This window comes from Nocardia sp. NBC_01388, assembly GCF_045040085.1.
GTDB lineage: Bacteria > Actinomycetota > Actinomycetes > Mycobacteriales > Mycobacteriaceae > Nocardia.
Map to the genome: position 1 here is coordinate 3,756,907 of NZ_CP109553.1, position 16,769 is coordinate 3,773,675.

Below are 16,769 nucleotides of genomic sequence, written 5' to 3' on the forward strand. Positions count from 1 at the left end.
GGCACTCCCGCACCGCGATTCGGCTCAGCGCTCGAGCAGAGCCACGCATTCGATGTGGTGGGTGGCCGGGAAGGCATCGAATACCCGCAGGCCGCCGGGCTTGTACCCGGCATTGCGGTAGAGACCTAGATCACGGGCGAAAGCGGCTGGATCACAACCGATGTGGACGATCCGGCGCGGCCCGCGTTCACCGAGAGCGGCGATGACATCCTTGCCCGCACCCGCGCGCGGCGGATCCAGCACCACCACATCCGGTGCGGTGTCGGGCTGTTCGACAATCCAGCGCTCGACCCGCTCGGCCTGCAACTGCACCCACGGCAGATCACGCAGGGCGGATTCGCCCTCCTCGACCGCGGAACGCGCGGACTCCACACCGTGCACGGCGCCGTCCGCACCGACCTGATCGGCCAGGCGTGCGGCGAAGACGCCGACACCGCAGTAGAGATCCCAGCCCAGCGTGCCCGGCGCGGCATCGGACCAGTCCGCCACCACATCCGAATACATCTGCGCCGCACCGGAATGCGGCTGCCAGAACCCGGTGGCCGAGACCTCCCAGCGACGGCCCGCGACATACTGCACGGCCACGCCGCTGCCCTCGATCACGCGCTCCGTGCGGGCACGGCTGGCGGCCGCACGGCGGGCCGCGGCGGAATTGCGGCCACCGCGGCGATCGCGGGCCTCCGGGCGGCTACCGGACCGCACCTCGGCGGGGGCCAGCTCGACAATGTGCCGCACGCCGTCACCGTCCACGGCGACAACAAGATCCGCGCCGGGAGTCCAGGTGCGATCGGCTATGCCGGTCATGGCTCCGGCGATCGGCTGCGGGCAGCGCAGATCGGTGATCACATCGGTACTGCGGTAGCCGTGCACACCGGCGCGGCCCTCGGCATCGACCACCAGACGCACCCGCGAACGCCAGCCGCCGGAAGCCGACAGCGGCGCAATGCCATTCACGTCGAGGTCACTCACCGTGAGGCTGTTCGCCTCGTCATGCACCGCACTGCCGGACACCCGGCCCGCCGCAGCGCCAGACACGCGGCCCGCCGCAGCGCCAGACACGCGGCCCGCCGCGGCGCCAGACACGCGGCCCGCCGCGGTGCCAGACACGCGGCCCGCCGCGGCGCTGCGCACCCGCCCGGCCGCAATGCCGCGCACACCGCCGGTAGCGATACCGCTGCGTCCCACCCGTCGCGGCGCCGTGCCGCGCGGCGGAATCGGAATGACCTCGACCTCGAAATCCGTCTCCCAATCGGCAAGACGGCGCAGCTGCTCGGAGACCACGGACGCCTTCAGCGCACGCTGCGCTTCCGGTGTGGCATGCGAGAAATCACAGCAACCCGCGCCACCGGGTCCGGACACCGGGCACGTCGGATCGACTCGATCGACCGAAGGCTCCAGGATCTCGATGGCATCGGCGCGGCAGAACGAACCGCCGCGATCCTCTGTCACCTGAGCGCGTACCAGCTCCCCCGGCAGCCCGTGCCGCACGAACAGCACCCGGCCCTCGTGCCGGGCCACACAGAAACCACCGTGTCCGGGCGGGCCGAGACGCACCTCGTACACCGCACCGCGCCAATTCTCGCCACTGCTCATGACTCGTCTCCGAAACCACGCCGCACCGAACCGGGCGCATTGACTTCACGGCCCGCACGGGCCTTGGCGGAGGAGCTCAGCTGCCACGGCACGGAGGTCACCATGACACCCGGCTCGAACAGCAGGCGGCCCTTGAGGCGCAGCGCACTCTGGTTGTGCAGCAACTGTTCCCACCAGTGGCCGACCACGTATTCGGGGATGAACACGGTCACCACATCGCGCGGGGAATCCTTGCGGACGCGCTTCACGTAATCGACCACCGGCTTGGTGATTTCACGGTAGGGGGATTCGATCACCTTGAGCGGCACCGAAATGTCGCTGCGCTCCCATTCCCGCACCAACGCCCGGGTGTCTGGTTCGTCGACGTTCACGGTAATGGCCTCGATGGTGTCGGGTCGTGTGGCGCGGGCATACGCGATGGCCCGCTTGGTCGGTAGATGCAATTTCGACACCAGCACGATGGAGTGCGTGCGACTGGGCAGCACACCGTCCCATTCGGTCTCGTCCAGCTCTCTGGACACGGTGTCGTAGTGGCGGCGAATGAGCTTCATGATGCCGAAGATGGCGGCCATGGTGACAATCGCGATCCAGGCGCCCGCCAGGAACTTGGTGACGAGCACGATCATCAGCACGGCCGCGGTCATGCTCAGGCCGATCGCATTGATCACCCGGGACCGCTTCATGCGCGCGCGCTGTGCCGGATCGGTCTCGGTGCGCAGCAGCCGCGTCCAGTGCCGCAGCATGCCGGTCTGACTGAGCACGAACGAGACGAAGACGCCGACGATGTAGAGCTGGATCAGACGGGTCACCTCGGCGCCGAACAGCACCACGAACGCGATGGCCGCGCCGGCCAGGAAAATGATGCCGTTGCTGAAGGCCAGCCGATCACCGCGCGTGTGCAGCTGGCGCGGCAGGTAGCGGTCCTGCGCCAGGATCGAGCCCAGCACCGGGAAACCGTTGAACGCCGTGTTCGCGGCCAGCACCAGGATGAGGGCGGTGACGGTGGTGATGAAGTAGAACCCGGCCGGGAAGCCGTGGAACACCGCGCCCGCCAGCTGCGCGACCAATGTCTTCTGCTCATAGCCGGCCGGTGCGCCGGTGAGATCGTCGGTGCGCTGCGCGTAAACGACGCCGACCTTCTGGGTGAGCACGATCATGCCCATGAACATGGTGATCGCAATGCTGCCCAGCAGCAGCAGCGTGGTCGCGGCATTGCGCGACTTGGGCTTCCGGAACGCCGGAACACCATTGCTGATGGCCTCCACACCCGTCAGCGCGGCACAACCGGACGAGAAGGCACGGGCGATGAGGAAGACGAGCGGAACTCCCAGCAGATGCGATTCCTCGGCCTTGAGGCCGAACCCGTAGGACTCCGCGTGCACGTCCTGGCCGAGGATCCCGATCCGGGTGAACCCCCAGACCAGCATGACGAACATGCCGATCATGAAGGCGTAGACGGGAATCGCGAACATCGTGCCCGACTCCCGCACACCGCGCAGATTCATAGCGGTGAGGATCACGATCGCCGCGACCGCGAACAACACCTTGTGCGTCGAGACGAACGGCACCGCCGAACCGATATTGGAGGCCGCCGAGGAAATCGATACCGCCACGGTGAGCACATAATCCACCAGCAGCGCACTGCCGACGGTCAGTCCCGCGGTCGGGCCGAGGTTCTTGGTGGCGACTTCGTAATCACCGCCGCCGGAGGGATAGGCGTGCACATTCTGCCGGTAGCTGGCGACCACAACGGCCATCACCAAAGCGACCACCAACCCGACCCACGGCGCATACGTGTACGCCGAGAGCCCGGCCACCGACAGCACCAGAAAGATTTCCTCGGGTGCGTAAGCCACCGATGACAAAGCATCGGAGGCGAAGACCGGGAGTGCGATCCGTTTGGGCAGCAGCGTATGGCCCAGGGAATCACTACGGAATGGGCGGCCAACCAGCATGCGTTTGGCGGCCGTCGTCAACTTCGACACTTTGGTGAGCATAAGGGAGCGCGGACCCCGCCGCGTCCACGGCGCGGCAGGTTCCGGTCCGGGACCGTAGTGTGGCCCCTGAACACGGTGAGTTTCCCCTGCTGCGCAGTGTGGGCTTTTTCCGATTCCGGTTTGAATACCGACCAGAGGGGGAAAGTGCCTCGGAAAAACTCGAACGGTACGGTTGCCAACCGGCTGTGATTTCGACAAGCAGGCAACCAGACCGCACACCACGGTTTTCGGGAATGGGGTTCGCAGGGTGTACGTAGTGATCATGGGGTGTGGGCGAGTCGGATCCTCGCTGGCTCGCGCCCTGGTCCGCATCGGCCACGACGTCGCGGTGATCGATCAGAATTCGAGCGCCTTCCTCCGGCTGGGCCGTGACTTCCCCGGGTTGTGCATTACCGGCGTCGGATTCGACCGGGATGTATTGACCCGCGCGGGAATCGAACGGGCGGAGGCCTTCGCGGCCGTCTCCTCCGGCGACAACTCCAACATCATCTCCGCGCGGGTGGCGCGGGAGACCTTCGGCATCGACCGCGTGGTCGCCCGTATCTACGACGCCAAGCGCGCCGCCGTGTACGAGCGCCTGGGCATTCCGACCATCGCCACCGTGCCGTGGACCACCGACCGGTTCCTGCGCGCGCTGGTGGCCGATCAGTCCACCACCACCTGGCGCGACCCCACCGGCACCGTCGCGGTCACCGAACTCGCACTGCACGAAGAGTGGTACGGACGCACCGTGCACTCGCTGGAGAGCACCATCGGCGCCCGCGTCGCCTTCCTCATCCGGTTCGGCCAGGGCGTACTGCCGAACGCGAAGACGCTGATGCAGGCCGACGACACGGTGTACATCGCGGCCACCTCGGGCACCGTCGGCGAAGCGGTCGCCTTGGCTGGAAATCCCCCCGCGAGCGAGGACTGATCATGAAGGTAGCCATTGCGGGCGCCGGCGCCGTCGGCCGATCCATCGCACAGGAGCTATTGCGCGGCGGGCACCAGATCATGCTGCTGGAACGCCGCCTCGACCATATCGACCCGGTCAGCGCGCCCGCCGCGGTGTGGGTGCACGCCGATGCCTGCGAGCTGGAGACGCTCGAGGAGGCCGGGCTGGAAACCTATGACGTGGTCATCGCCGCCACCGGCGACGACAAGGTGAATCTGGTGTTCGCCCTGCTCGCCAAGACCGAATTCGGCGTGGGCCGGGTGGTCGCGCGAGTCAACGATCCGCGCAACGAATGGCTCTTCGACACCTCGTGGGGTGTGGACGTCGCCGTCTCGACGCCGCGCCTGCTGGCCTCGCTCGTCGAGGAGGCGGTCTCCGTCGGAGATCTGGTGCGGCTCATGACGTTGCGTCAGGGCCAGGCCAATCTGGTGGAGATCACGCTGCCGACCGATACGCCCTTGGCGGGCAAGGCCGTTCGCATGCTGAAGCTGCCGCGCGATGCGGCGCTGGTGACCATTCTGCGCGGCGGGCGAGTCATCGTGCCGCAGCCGGACGATCCACTGGAGGGTTCCGACGAACTGCTGTTCGTCGCCTCCGTCGAAGCCGAGGACGATCTTCGGAAAGCCCTCGGCGTCAACGGTTTCGGCAACCCGGTCGGCACAACCGCCTGATAAGGCCGATGCGGGCGGCCACCCCGCACTACGACGCCGACCGGAGTTCGGCGCGCAGCTTGTTGAGGGCGCGGTGCTGCATCACCCGCACCACGCCCGGACTGGTCCCGAGGGCCTCGGCGGTCTCCGCGGCCGTCCAGCCCAGCACGATGCGCATGACCAGCACCTCGCGATGGGTGGGCGCCAGCACCTTCATGAGTTCCCTGGTGGCGGCACGGGTTTCGGACTGCAGCGCCCGCTCCTCCGGTCCGGCCTCGGTATCGGTGGCGTCCGGGAATTCCGCGACCGGATAGGCCGGATGCAGCTGCGCCCGGCGGAAGGCATCGGCGACCTTGTTGGCAGAGATGCCGTACACGAACGCCAGGAACGACTTGCCCTGATCCCGGTAGCGCGGAATGGCCTGCACGGTGGCCAGGCACACTTCCTGTGCCACATCATCGGCCGTCACATGCAGATGGCCCGCGCCACCGATGCGCGCGGCGCAGTAGCGCCGCACCAGCGGGTAGACGATCCGGAGAATCTCCGTCACCGCCGCCCGGTCGCCCGCCGCCGCCGGGGCGATCAATTTCTCGAGTTCCGCTGCCGCACGCCGGGATTCCGACGTCGCCGCGGTACTGCCCTTGGTTCCCCGCCCCGCCGAATGCCGGCGCGCGGCCGTTGTCTGCACCGCCGCGCCGAGCCCCTCGCCACGGTCCTGCGATGCCACTGCCTTGCCGTCGGTAATCAACTCGAGATCCTTTCGCCGTTCGCTATACAACGATCGTGCGTGGATCGGAGCCGCCGAAATAGGTACCCCAGGGGTGGGGTGGCCACCCCCTGTCACCCCCGAATCATCCCGAAGGTGTTTACACGAGGGCAGTTTGACGCGATAAGGCGCCGAGATATCGACGCGACAAGGCGCCGAGATGACTCGGCGCCTACATGGGCAAGACTCAGTTCGGAGCAGCCTCGGTGGCCTTCGCGGCGGGCATATGGCCCGCCTTGCGCACCGCCCACACCGTGACCACCAGCGCGACGGCGGTCAGCGGCCAGCCCATGGCCAGGCGCGCCACCGCCAGCAGGCCGGTGCTGTTGGAGTCGTAGAGGTGGTTCTGCACCAGATAGCGGGCCACGAACACGATCGCCCACACCGCGGTGGCCAGATCGTAGAGGCGCATGGCGCGGCGATCGGAACGCCACTCGGTGCCGTGCCCGTTCAGCACACCCCAGATGACACCCGCCAGCGGCCAGCGCACCAGCAGCGAAATCAGGAACGCTCCGCCGTAGATCAGGCTCGCGTAGATGCCGAACAGGAAGAAACCCTTGGCCTCACCCATCCGATAGGCGATGAGCGCGCATACGCCCACACCGAGAAATCCGGAGATGGCCGGTTGGATCGGGCCGCGCTTGACCAGACGCCAGATCAGGATGGCGGTCGCCACGCCCAGGGCCGCCCAGATGGCGGTGGTGAGCCCGCGCAGCGAATTCACCGGCACGAACACCAGCACCGGCAGCGAGGAGTAGATCAGGCCGCTGAAGCCGCCCAGCTGCTCGAGCAGGGTCTGCTCGATCTCCTCTTCCCGCTCCTGTTCCACCTCATCGGCGAAGGCGTGCGCGAGTTCGTCCTCACGGTCGGCCAACTCCGCCTCGAAGGCGTGTTCCAGCTCGCCGGGGGACGTGCCGTAGGTGCCATCGGATATGCGGCCGTCGTCATTGCTGCTGGGTATCGGCATAGGAGTCAGGAGTTCTCACGCAGTTCGTAGTAGGGGTTGTAGATGACCTTGCCGCCATCACGTTCACCGACGCGGCCGCGGACCAGAATACGACGACCCGGCTCGATTCCGGGGATGCGCCGCCTGCCGATGAAGACCAGCGCCACACTGTCGGTGCCGTCGAAGAACTCCGCCTCCACCTCGGCGCCCGCCGATTTGGGGCAGGCCTCGACGCTGCGCAGGCGGCCGAGCATGGTGACTTCCTCACCTCGGCGACACTGCGATGCCGCACACGCGCCCGACGCCTCCGACGTCTCGGCGAGCTCCTCGGCATCCAAACGATCCAGATCCTCCGTCAGGCGCCGGCTCAATCGCCGGAAATAGCCTGACGGGGCTTCCTTCCCACCCGAGGATGGCATCTCGCACGCTCTCCTGTAGAGCCATACGGCGTGGGTCTCACGTCGTTCTTCTCTCCGCATACCTCGTAGGTTTCCCACTCGGGCGCGGCGTACACACCGCCACTGTAGAGGTGACGGGGTGTACTCGCCACGCGCGCCCGTCCCAGTACGCTCGGCGGGTGCCAGATCTCTCACATCCGGCGGTCGCCGTCGCCCTGCCTGGAACCGGCTCCGATGCGCACTTCGCCGCACGGGCCTTCGGAACCGCTTGCGCCGCAATGGATCTGCCGCTGCACGCGGTGGACCCGGACCCGCAGCGGGTCATTGCGAGCTATCAGGCGGCGCTCGATGCCGCCGCGCGATCCGGGCCGGTGCTCATTGCCGGTATTTCGCTCGGTGCGGCCGTTGCCGTGGATTGGGCGGCGCGGCATCCCGATTCCGTGTTCGGCGTGGTGGCCGCGCTCCCCGCCTGGACCGGGGCCGACACCACCGGCTGCCCGGCGGCGCTCAGCGCCGCGGCGACGGCGGCGCAGCTGCGGGCGGACGGCATCGACGCCATGATCGACCGTATGCGGGCCTCGAGCCCGGCCTGGCTGGCCGAGGCGCTCACCCGCTCCTGGCGGTCGCAGTGGCCGCAGCTGCCCGCGGCGCTGGAGGAGACCGCCGCGTACGCCTGGCCCGAGGCCGAATTCTTGACGACGGTCACAGTGCCGGTGTCGGTCGTCGGCGCGATCGACGATCCGGTGCATCCCTTCGCGGTGGCCGAGCAGTGGGCCGAGCTCATCCCGCACGGTGAACTGCACCGCATCACGCTCGACGAACTGGGCGCCGATCCGGCGATTCTGGGCGAGCGCGGCATTCGGGCACTGTTCGCCCGGCGCATCGCCACACCCTGAGACATACGCACGCTCGGATCACCGCGCCGCGAATGTCCGCAGCTCGAATCTCCGCGTCGCAAATCTCCTTGCCTGAATCGCGCAGACAAGAGCCTCGAAACTCGCAGACAGCAAACGACCTCCGCACCCCGCGGAAAAGCGGGCGGCGCGAAGGTCGTTCGTCGTTATTGCGGTGGCGAGCCCGGCGGCTAGTTCAGACCCAGCTGCTGCATCGCGGAACCCTCCGCGCCGCGACGCGGTTCGCCGTCCGGAGCCTGGATCGGCTGCGGTCCGCCCTGCATGGCGGCCAGCTGCGCGGCCACCGCCTGCTGCTGGGCATCCAGCTGCTGCTGATGAGCCGCTGCGAGCTGATCGGCGAGCTCCTGGGGTAGGACCACCGGAAGGGGTTCCCGCACCGGTAGCGGCTCGTCTCCGCGGCGGACCACGGTCTCACCGAGGATGGCACGGGCCGCGGCCACCAGGGCGGTGCCGTCGGTGGCGGCGCCACTGGGGCCGGCCGCCACCAGGCGGACCATCCAGCGGTACCCGTCCACGCCGATGAAACGCAGATCCGCGCCCTCGGTGACGGCGTGCAGTTCCCGGCCCCACGGACCCTTCTGCACCGAGACCTGGGCACCGTCCTTGCGCAGCGTCTCCGCCAAATCCGCTGCGACCGAACGCCATTGGCCCGGCGACTTGGGCGCGGCATACGCGGCGACCGTGATGCGGCCGTGCTCGGTGGCCAGATGCACCGCCTGCGGCGCACCCTCCGGCGTCATCTCGACCTGCAGCTGCCCGCCCGGCGGGACCGGCACGATGACCGAACCCAGATCCAGGCGCTGCTCGCCGATGCTCTCGATCTGATCGACGACGTCCTCGTAGTTGTACGGGCCGGTGCGCTCGCCCGCGACCACGGGGAATTCGCCGGTATCCTCATCGGAGTCGTCGTACACGGCGGCGGCCTCGTATTCGGCCTCCTCCTCGTACTCGTCCGCTTCGTCGTCGTATTCGTCGTACTCGGTGTATTCGTCGTCGTACGGTGCGGCGGCGTCGCCGGACTCACCGTTGCGCTTCTTGCGTCCGAACATCGTCATGCCTCCTTGCCGGCCACCAGGCTGGCGTGCCCACCACTGGATCCGTATCCTCCAGCGCCACGCTGGGTTTCGTCGAGATTGTCCACCTCGACGAAGTCGACCAGCTCCACCCGCTGCACCAGCAGCTGGGCGATGCGGTCACCGCGGCGGAGCTCGATGGGAGTGCGCAGATCGTGATTGATCAGGCACACCTTGATCTCGCCCCGATAGCCGGCATCAACCGTGCCGGGGGTGTTGACGACAGACAGGCCGGTCTTCGCGGCCAGGCCGGACCTGGGATGGATGAGACCGACCGTTCCGATCGGGAGGGCCACCGCGATGCCGGTACCAACCAGCACCCGCTCCCCCGGTTCGATGATGACGTCCTCGGTGGTACACAGATCCACCCCGGCGTCGCCCTCGTGGGCGCGCGTGGGTACAGGCATCGCGGGATCGAGCCGCAGCAGGGGAATTGGAGGAATACCGGTCACGTCGGCCGAGCCTACGCGTTCACCCCCGCAGCCATTGACCTAGTCTGATGTCGTGTCCGACCAGCCCCCTCAGGTGACCATGGAACCTCAGCAGCAGACCACGCCCCTCTACTCCGAGCGCCTCTGGGTGCCACTGTGGTGGTGGCCCGTAGGTTTGGCAGTCACCGGACTGCTGGCAGCCGAAATCCACATGGGCGCACCGGGTGTGCGGGCCTGGTTGCCCTACGTCCTGCTGTTCCCGATTCCCGTGTGGGTGCTGCTGTGGATGTCCCGGCATCGGGTGGAGGTGGCCCGCGACGCGGATGGCACGCCGGAACTGCGCATCGATACCGCGCATCTGCCCGCCACCTTCGTGGCGCGCGCCGCGGGAGTGCCCACCAGCGCGAAAAGCGCGGCGCTGGGCCGGCAACTCGATCCCGCCGCGTACGTTCAGCATCGGGCCTGGGTCGGCCCGATGTTGTTGCTCGTGCTCGACGATCCGGACGACCCGACACCGTACTGGTTGGTCAGTACGCGTCGGCCCGATCGAATCCTGGAAGCGCTCGGCGTCAAAAACGCTGGTCAGCCCCGTAACTGAGACTGGTCAGCGCCGTGCTCGAGCCGAACGAATCCCCTTGCCGCGCTCGGCGAACCGAGCGCGGGCTGACGGATACTCCTGCGGGCTGAACGACCTGGATCAGGCCGCGCAGTCCATACAAATCAGCTGCCCGCTAGCTTCGCTGGCGAGCCGGCTGCGGTGGTGCACCAGGAAGCAGCTGGAGCAGGTGAACTCGTCGGCCTGCTTCGGGATGACCCGAACCGAGAGCACCTCCTCCGAAAGATCCGCGCCAGGAAGCTCGAACGACTCCGCGGTATCGGATTCGTCGATATCCACGACGGCGGACGCGGCCTCGTTGCGACGAGCCTTCAGCTCCTCGAGCGAGTCCTCCGACACTTCGTCGGTTTCACTGCGCCGTGGTGCGTCATAGTCGGTTGCCATGTCGTCTTCCCCTCGTCCTTACTCCGTATATCCCGGACCGGCTGGTTCCGTCCCGATTCCCGCAGGAACCGGGCCGGGATAGCCGCCCCGCCCGTGGTGTACGTCACGTGTACACCAGTCACCGACCTGGCCGGATACTCCTGGTCCGTACCTGATCGCGCTCGGTCAACGCAGGACAAGCCCTTGTTGTTCCCGAAATCGAACCCCCGATTCAACCCGGGCGATACGATCGCGGCCGCCAGACAATAGCGGACCCCACGGCAAAAGTCGCAATCAAAACACGCGTGATTCGAAAATGACGGGCAATCGTCACCGACCAGGGCACACAACGAGACCTTCGGGCCCGTAACCGAGACCCTTCGGTGGACTTACCGAGACCTTGCACGCAACTTGCCCCAGGTTTTTCGTAGAGTGTGACCGTGGTTTCACTGATCACCCAAGGCAGACCGACCGACCCCAAGGGGCGGCCCTTCATTCGGCGACGCTGGGAGCCGTGGGCAGCCATGGTGGCCGTCATCGCCGTGATCTGCGTCGGTGTGTGGTTTCGCGCACTGACGACGACCGAGGCCGATCCCGGTGCAATGGCGTGCAATTCGCCCAGTCCCGCCTCCAGCACCTCGGCGCCCGCGCCGGCGCCGCTGGGGCAGCGCGTATCACCCTCCAGACTGCGCGACGTCGAACCAGTACCGCTGGCGCAGGCGAAAGTGCGCGTGTTCAATGCCAACGGCCAGCGCGGGCAGGCAGCGCACGTTGCCTCCGAACTGGGCGATCTCGGCTTTGCCAGCGCACCGGACGTTCAGGTGGGCAATGACCCGGTCTACGTCAACGGCGATCTGGAGTGCACCGGCCAGATCCGCTTCGGCGTGAACGGGCGGCCCGCCGCGGCGGCCGCGCAGCTGGTCACGCCGTGCGCCGAGCTCATCGAGGATCAGCGCACCGACGACACCGTGGATATGGTGCTCGGCTCGCTGTTCCGCGATATCCAGCTGGGGACCGATGCCGAGGAGGTGCTCAAATCGCTGAAGAATCCGGCGCCGGGCAGCGCTCCCGCCATCGATCCGAAGCTGCTCGACGCGGCCCGGCACGCGAAGTGCTGAATCCAATTTGCCTCCGCTCCGCTCCGGCGGGGTGCTGTGTTTGATTTGCCTCCGCTTCGCTCCGGCGGGTTCGCGGCCCTGATGTCTCGTTCTTCCCTCCCTCCGCTCCTCCGCTTCGCTCCCCCGCTCCACTCAGTCCAGAACGAGACGGCCGCGAACCAATAGCGCTGTGTCGCTTGATGTGTCCATGTCGCCGCGCCCTTGTTGGGCGCGGCGATTCCGCTTTCAGGACATCCAGCTTGTCTAGCCCGCTGTCATCGCTCCGGGATAGGGGTGGTGACACCGATTCGCTCGAGTAGACCGCTCAGTTCGTCGGCGATTCCGGGCGCGGCGGCCACCACCAATTCGCCCGCCGAACCGGACGCCGTCGGCGCCGGCAGGGTCAGCCGCGCGCCCGCCTCGGCGGCGATGAGCGCGCCTGCGGCCCAATCCCACAGGTTCAGGCCGTGCTCGTAGTGGGCGTCCACGCGCCCCTCCGCCACCATGCACAGATCGAGTGCGGCCGAGCCGAGGCGCCGAATGTCGCGAATCTGTGGCAACAGTTCCGCGATCAGTTCGCCCTGCCTCGCGCGACGCTTCGGGGCGTACGCGAATCCGGTGGCGAGCAGGGCCATGGACACCGACTCGACCGGATTGCAGCGCAGCGGAATCGGTTCGCCGCCAAGGGGAGTCCGGTGCGCGCCCAGGCCGAGCCCGGCGCTGTAGGTCGCTCCGGCCACGACATCCGCCACGGCTCCGGCGACCGATCGGCCGCCGCGCACGGCCGCCACCGAGACCGAGTACGCGGGGATGCCGTAGACGAAATTGACCGTGCCGTCGATCGGATCGACGACCCACTGGACGGCGTCCGGATCATCGGCGAGGGTGCCGCCGTCCTCCTCGCCGAGGACGAGATCGCCCGGGCGCAGTTCGGCGACGAGCTTGCGGACCAGCGCCTCGGTCTCGGTATCGACGATGGTCACGGGGTCGGTGGGGGTGCTCTTGGACTGCACGGCGTCATCCGCGACAGCGCCCGGCCCGAAGACCTCGGGGCGGCGCGCCCGCACATGTGCGGCGGCGGTTTCGGCCAGATGTACCGCCACGCGCCGCAGTTCGGCGATGTCGGTCCCGTCGGAGGTCAGGGTGGTGTTCGATGCGGTGGAGGTGAAATCGGATTCCGGCACGTGGACCATCGCAGCACAGATCCCGCACACCTCGCATTAGGCTTGTCGGGCACATCACTGGGAGAACGAGGAGTTGTCATGTCCGCTCGGGGGCACGGGTTCGGTATCGACATCGGCGGTAGCGGCGTCAAGGGCGCTGCGGTCGATCTGGCCACCGGGGAGCTGATCCAGGAGCGCATCAAGGTGGCGACGCCGCATCCGGCCACGCCGGGCGCGGTCGCGGAGACCGTCGCGAAGGTGGTCGCGCAATCGGGTTGGGACGGTCCGGTCGGCATCACCATGCCGAGCGTGATCATCGGCGGTGTCGTGCGCACCGCGGCCAATATCGACAAGTCCTGGATCGGCATCGACGCCCGGGCGCTTTTCTCGCAGGCGCTCGGCGGCCGTGAGGTGACGGTGCTCAACGATGCGGACGCCGCCGGCATGGCCGAGGACCGCTACGGCGCGGCAAAGGATCTCGACGGTCTGGTAATGCTGCTCACCTTCGGCACGGGCATCGGATCGGCCGTGATGTACAACGGCGTGCTCATGCCCAACAGCGAACTCGGGCATATCGAGGTGGGTGGTCAGGAGGCCGAGCACCGGGCCGCCGCATCGATCAAGGATCGCGACGGCCTGACCTACGCGCAATGGGCGGTCGAGGTCAGTAAGGTGCTGGTCACGCTGGAAAATCTGTTCTGGCCGAACGTGTTCGTGGCGGGTGGCGGCATCAGTCGCGACTACGCTGAATGGATTCCGTTGCTGACCAACCGAACCCCCGTCGTCGCGGCCGATTTGAAGAACACCGCGGGCATCGTGGGAGCGGCAATGGCCGTGTCTGCCGGTATCGCGCCATAAGTACGCTGGTTCGATCGTTACAATGGAAGAAGCTCCGGCGGTGCGCCGGTGAAAACAACCCGGCACCAGCGCCGGTTACCCCCCTACAGACCGCTCCGCCGGATCACCACTCTGGCGTGACGCCGCACGAGACCGTCACGAAAGGGCGTACGTGGTAGCCACGAATACCCGAGAGACCGCCGAATCGGCCGACGAAGCCGACTCCGCAGACATCACCGCAGCACGGCCGGTCAAAAAGGCTGCCGCTAAGAAAGCTCCGGCCAAGAAGGCGGTGGCCAAAAAAGTCGCAGCCAAGAAGGCCCCTGCTAAAAAGGCTCCGGCCAAGAAGGCGGCAGCCAAGAAGGCCGGCAGCAAGGGCGAGGGCGACGACGGCGACGTCGATGTGAGCACCGACGAAGAGTCGGTGGACCTCGCTGACCTCGGCGACCTGGAGGTCGATGAGACCGACCTGGTCGAGGAGGATCTCGCCGAGGACGATGCCGAAGAGGCCGAGACCCCGGCGGCGGGCGAGGAAGCCGAAGAGGCCGAGGAGCCCACCGCCAAGGACAAGGCGTCGGGCGACTTCGTCTGGGACGAGGAGGAATCCGAGGCCCTGCGGCAGGCTCGCAAGGACGCGGAGCTCACCGCTTCCGCCGACTCGGTGCGCGCCTACCTCAAGCAGATCGGCAAGGTCGCGCTGCTCAACGCGGAGGAGGAGGTCGAGCTCGCCAAGCGCATCGAGGCCGGCCTCTACGCCACCGAGAAGCTGCGCGAGTTCGCCGAAAAGGGCGAGAAGCTCACCGTTCAGCTGCGTCGCGACCTGCAGTGGATCATGCGCGATGGCAATCGCGCCAAGAACCACCTGCTGGAAGCCAACCTACGATTGGTGGTTTCGCTCGCGAAGCGCTACACCGGCCGCGGTATGGCGTTCCTGGATCTCATCCAGGAGGGCAACCTGGGTCTGATCCGCGCGGTCGAGAAGTTCGACTACACCAAGGGCTACAAGTTCTCCACGTATGCCACCTGGTGGATCCGTCAGGCGATCACCCGCGCCATGGCCGATCAGGCCCGCACCATCCGTATCCCGGTGCATATGGTCGAGGTCATCAACAAGCTGGGCCGTATCCAGCGTGAGCTCCTACAGGACCTGGGCCGCGAGCCCACTCCCGAAGAGCTCGCCAAGGAAATGGACATCACGCCCGAAAAGGTGCTGGAGATCCAGCAGTACGCGCGTGAACCCATCTCCCTCGATCAGACGATCGGCGACGAAGGCGACAGCCAGCTCGGCGATTTCATCGAGGACTCCGAAGCCGTCGTCGCGGTAGACGCCGTCAGCTTCACCCTGCTGCAGGACCAGCTCCAGTCGGTCCTGGAAACCCTCTCCGAGCGCGAGGCAGGTGTAGTCCGACTCCGCTTCGGCCTCACCGACGGCCAGCCCCGCACCCTGGACGAGATCGGCCAGGTCTACGGCGTCACGCGCGAGCGCATCCGCCAGATCGAGTCGAAGACCATGAGCAAGCTGCGCCACCCCAGCCGCTCCCAGGTATTGCGCGACTACCTGGACTAGGTTGTTTGTCGAGAAAGGCCCCCTGAGCTGACGCTTCGGGGGCCTTTCTCGTATTTGCCGAATGTCGAAGTGCGGCAACAAGAACACGCCCTTCTTCTTCACCCTCACCGAGGGCGGGTATCACACTGGAGTCCTATTCCGTGTCATACCAAGGGGTTACAGGCAACGAGAATTGGGGCGATAGCTTCGGGGTATCGAAATCGGCGCCCTGCTCCGGCATCGACCGGCCGGCATCGTCGACGGACGGAGATGGCGTCTCGGGCTCAGCTCTCAGGAAGATCTATGACGACACCTGCGTTCGTCCCCGAGTCCTCTCCACGGTCGCCGCGGCGCGGCGCTGATGGTGATTACGCCCGTTTGCTGCGTCGGATCTCCGATGCGGGGCTGATGGAACGGCGTCCCGTCTATTACGCGAGCCGGCTGAGTCTCGTCGGGGTCGCGTTCGTGGCCGGCTGGGCCGCTTTTGTCCTCATCGGCGATTCGTGGTGGACGCTGCTGGTCGCGGGGTTCATGGCGGTGACGTTCGCTCAGGTCGCACTCGTCATGCATGATGTCGCGCACCGCCAGGTCTTCCGGCTCCGGCGGCCGACGGAGCTCGTCGGACGATTCGTCGGCAATGCCGGCATCGGTCTGGGCTACGGCTGGTGGCAGGACAAGCACACCCGGCATCACGCCAACCCGAACCACGAGGAGCTCGATCCCGATGTCGCGCCCGACATTCTGGTCTGGTCGCAACGGCAGGCACGGTCCAGCCGGGGTCTGGCCCGTCTCATCGGGCGGGCGCAGGCGTTCCTGTTCTTTCCTCTGCTTTTGCTGGAGGGCCTGAACCTCCATGTGGCCGGCGTGCGTGCGCTCGGAAATCGATCGGTCAAACACCGCGGGTGGGAAGGCGCGCTGCTGTTCGCCCACTTCGCCGTCTACCTGGCCGCGTTGTTCGCAGTTCTGCCCGCCGACAAAGCCTTTGCGTTCCTGGCCGTCCATCAGGGCCTCTTCGGCCTGTACATGGGCTGCCTGTTCGCCCCGAACCACAAGGGCATGCCGACCCTGACCGGCGACGACCGCCCCGACTACCTCCGTCGCCAGGTCCTGACTTCGCGCAACGTCCGGGGCGGCGCATTAACCGACCTCGCCCTCGGCGGCCTCAACTATCAGATCGAGCACCACCTGTTCCCGAGCATGCCGACCCCGAACCTCCGCCGCGCCCGGCTGATCGTCCGCGACTACTGCACCGAAATCGGCGTGCCGTACTACGAAACAGGCCTGATCTCCTCCTATCGCGAAGCACTGACGCACCTGCACCACGTCGGCGCTCCCCTCCGCGCCCCCGATCGCCACCCGGATTCCGCAGTGCCACAACACAACAGAGCGCAACCCGCCCCGGTGCGCGACTCCCAAGGAGGGTGGCAGGACCGGCGGTAGCCGGT

The 16,769-nt window shown here is 67.1% G+C and carries 17 protein-coding genes; 8 read left to right on the forward strand and 9 right to left on the reverse strand.

Annotation, left to right across the window (positions count from 1 at the left end):
* Positions 1 to 24: 24 nt before the first annotated feature.
* Together OG716_RS18630 and OG716_RS18635 are read right to left on the reverse strand one after the other, a co-directional pair.
* Positions 25 to 1,593, reverse strand: a complete 1,569-nt coding sequence (locus OG716_RS18630) for a class I SAM-dependent RNA methyltransferase (protein WP_405138822.1) — start codon at positions 1,591 to 1,593, stop codon at positions 25 to 27.
* On the reverse strand, positions 1,590 to 3,578 hold the full coding sequence (locus OG716_RS18635; RefSeq protein ID WP_405138823.1) for an APC family permease: 1,989 nt from the start codon (positions 3,576 to 3,578) through the stop codon (positions 1,590 to 1,592). The genes OG716_RS18630 and OG716_RS18635 overlap by 4 nt, the downstream gene beginning before the upstream one ends.
* 259 nt (positions 3,579 to 3,837) lie before the next feature.
* Between OG716_RS18635 and OG716_RS18640 the strand changes: the two genes are divergently transcribed.
* Positions 3,838 to 4,503 (forward strand): TrkA family potassium uptake protein, encoded by a 666-nt coding sequence (locus OG716_RS18640; RefSeq protein WP_327145217.1) that lies wholly within the window; start codon positions 3,838 to 3,840, stop codon positions 4,501 to 4,503.
* Between the two features lie 2 nt (positions 4,504 to 4,505).
* Positions 4,506 to 5,195, forward strand: a complete 690-nt coding sequence (locus OG716_RS18645) for a TrkA family potassium uptake protein (RefSeq protein WP_327145216.1) — start codon at positions 4,506 to 4,508, stop codon at positions 5,193 to 5,195.
* 28 nt (positions 5,196 to 5,223) lie between these two features.
* Here the strand turns inward: OG716_RS18645 and shbA are convergent, their stop codons facing one another.
* The 3 genes from shbA to OG716_RS18660 form a co-directional block, all read right to left on the reverse strand.
* Complete coding sequence (shbA, locus tag OG716_RS18650; RefSeq protein WP_405139744.1) at positions 5,224 to 5,862, reverse strand: RNA polymerase sigma factor ShbA; 639 nt, start codon at positions 5,860 to 5,862, stop codon at positions 5,224 to 5,226.
* Between the two features lie 265 nt (positions 5,863 to 6,127).
* Positions 6,128 to 6,901 carry a DUF3159 domain-containing protein gene (locus tag OG716_RS18655; RefSeq protein WP_405139746.1) on the reverse strand — a complete coding sequence of 258 codons (774 nt, stop codon included), beginning with the start codon at positions 6,899 to 6,901 and terminating at the stop codon, positions 6,128 to 6,130.
* An 11-nt stretch (positions 6,902 to 6,912) separates the two neighbouring features.
* Positions 6,913 to 7,305 (reverse strand): OB-fold nucleic acid binding domain-containing protein, encoded by a 393-nt coding sequence (locus OG716_RS18660; protein ID WP_327145214.1) that lies wholly within the window; start codon positions 7,303 to 7,305, stop codon positions 6,913 to 6,915.
* A gap of 158 nt (positions 7,306 to 7,463) precedes the next feature.
* Between OG716_RS18660 and OG716_RS18665 the strand changes: the two genes are divergently transcribed.
* Positions 7,464 to 8,180, forward strand: a complete 717-nt coding sequence (locus OG716_RS18665; RefSeq protein ID WP_405138824.1) for an alpha/beta hydrolase — start codon at positions 7,464 to 7,466, stop codon at positions 8,178 to 8,180.
* A 188-nt stretch (positions 8,181 to 8,368) separates the two neighbouring features.
* On the opposite strand, the gene OG716_RS18670 is transcribed toward OG716_RS18665, so the two are convergent.
* Both OG716_RS18670 and dut read right to left on the reverse strand, forming a co-directional pair.
* Positions 8,369 to 9,247 carry a DUF3710 domain-containing protein gene (locus tag OG716_RS18670; RefSeq protein WP_355121309.1) on the reverse strand — a complete coding sequence of 293 codons (879 nt, stop codon included), beginning with the start codon at positions 9,245 to 9,247 and terminating at the stop codon, positions 8,369 to 8,371.
* Positions 9,248 to 9,249: 2 nt separating this feature from the next.
* Positions 9,250 to 9,723, reverse strand: coding sequence for a dUTP diphosphatase (dut, locus tag OG716_RS18675; RefSeq protein ID WP_355120963.1), 474 nt, complete (start codon positions 9,721 to 9,723; stop codon positions 9,250 to 9,252).
* 79 nt (positions 9,724 to 9,802) lie between these two features.
* On the opposite strand from dut, the gene OG716_RS18680 reads away from it, so the two are divergent.
* Positions 9,803 to 10,300, forward strand: coding sequence for a DUF3093 domain-containing protein (locus tag OG716_RS18680; RefSeq protein ID WP_327146493.1), 498 nt, complete (start codon positions 9,803 to 9,805; stop codon positions 10,298 to 10,300).
* A gap of 99 nt (positions 10,301 to 10,399) precedes the next feature.
* Here the strand turns inward: OG716_RS18680 and OG716_RS18685 are convergent, their stop codons facing one another.
* The gene (locus tag OG716_RS18685) at positions 10,400 to 10,702 is read right to left on the reverse strand and encodes a DUF4193 domain-containing protein (RefSeq protein ID WP_327145210.1); all 303 of its coding nucleotides are present in this window, start codon (positions 10,700 to 10,702) and stop codon (positions 10,400 to 10,402) included.
* 419 nt (positions 10,703 to 11,121) lie between these two features.
* On the opposite strand from OG716_RS18685, the gene cei reads away from it, so the two are divergent.
* Positions 11,122 to 11,799, forward strand: coding sequence for an envelope integrity protein Cei (cei, locus tag OG716_RS18690; protein ID WP_327145209.1), 678 nt, complete (start codon positions 11,122 to 11,124; stop codon positions 11,797 to 11,799).
* 254 nt (positions 11,800 to 12,053) lie between these two features.
* On the opposite strand, the gene OG716_RS18695 is transcribed toward cei, so the two are convergent.
* Positions 12,054 to 12,971 (reverse strand): inositol monophosphatase family protein, encoded by a 918-nt coding sequence (locus OG716_RS18695; RefSeq protein WP_405138825.1) that lies wholly within the window; start codon positions 12,969 to 12,971, stop codon positions 12,054 to 12,056.
* 69 nt (positions 12,972 to 13,040) lie between these two features.
* Here OG716_RS18695 and ppgK point away from each other — a divergent pair, with 69 nt between their 5' ends.
* The 3 genes from ppgK to OG716_RS18710 all read left to right on the forward strand — a co-directional run bounded on the left by ppgK (position 13,041) and on the right by OG716_RS18710 (position 16,764).
* On the forward strand, positions 13,041 to 13,799 hold the full coding sequence (gene ppgK, locus OG716_RS18700; protein WP_405138826.1) for a polyphosphate--glucose phosphotransferase: 759 nt from the start codon (positions 13,041 to 13,043) through the stop codon (positions 13,797 to 13,799).
* 151 nt (positions 13,800 to 13,950) lie between these two features.
* On the forward strand, positions 13,951 to 15,345 hold the full coding sequence (locus tag OG716_RS18705; RefSeq protein WP_355120971.1) for an RNA polymerase sigma factor: 1,395 nt from the start codon (positions 13,951 to 13,953) through the stop codon (positions 15,343 to 15,345).
* A 282-nt stretch (positions 15,346 to 15,627) separates the two neighbouring features.
* Positions 15,628 to 16,764, forward strand: coding sequence for a fatty acid desaturase family protein (locus OG716_RS18710; RefSeq protein ID WP_405138827.1), 1,137 nt, complete (start codon positions 15,628 to 15,630; stop codon positions 16,762 to 16,764).
* The last annotated feature ends 5 nt before the right edge of the window (positions 16,765 to 16,769 follow it).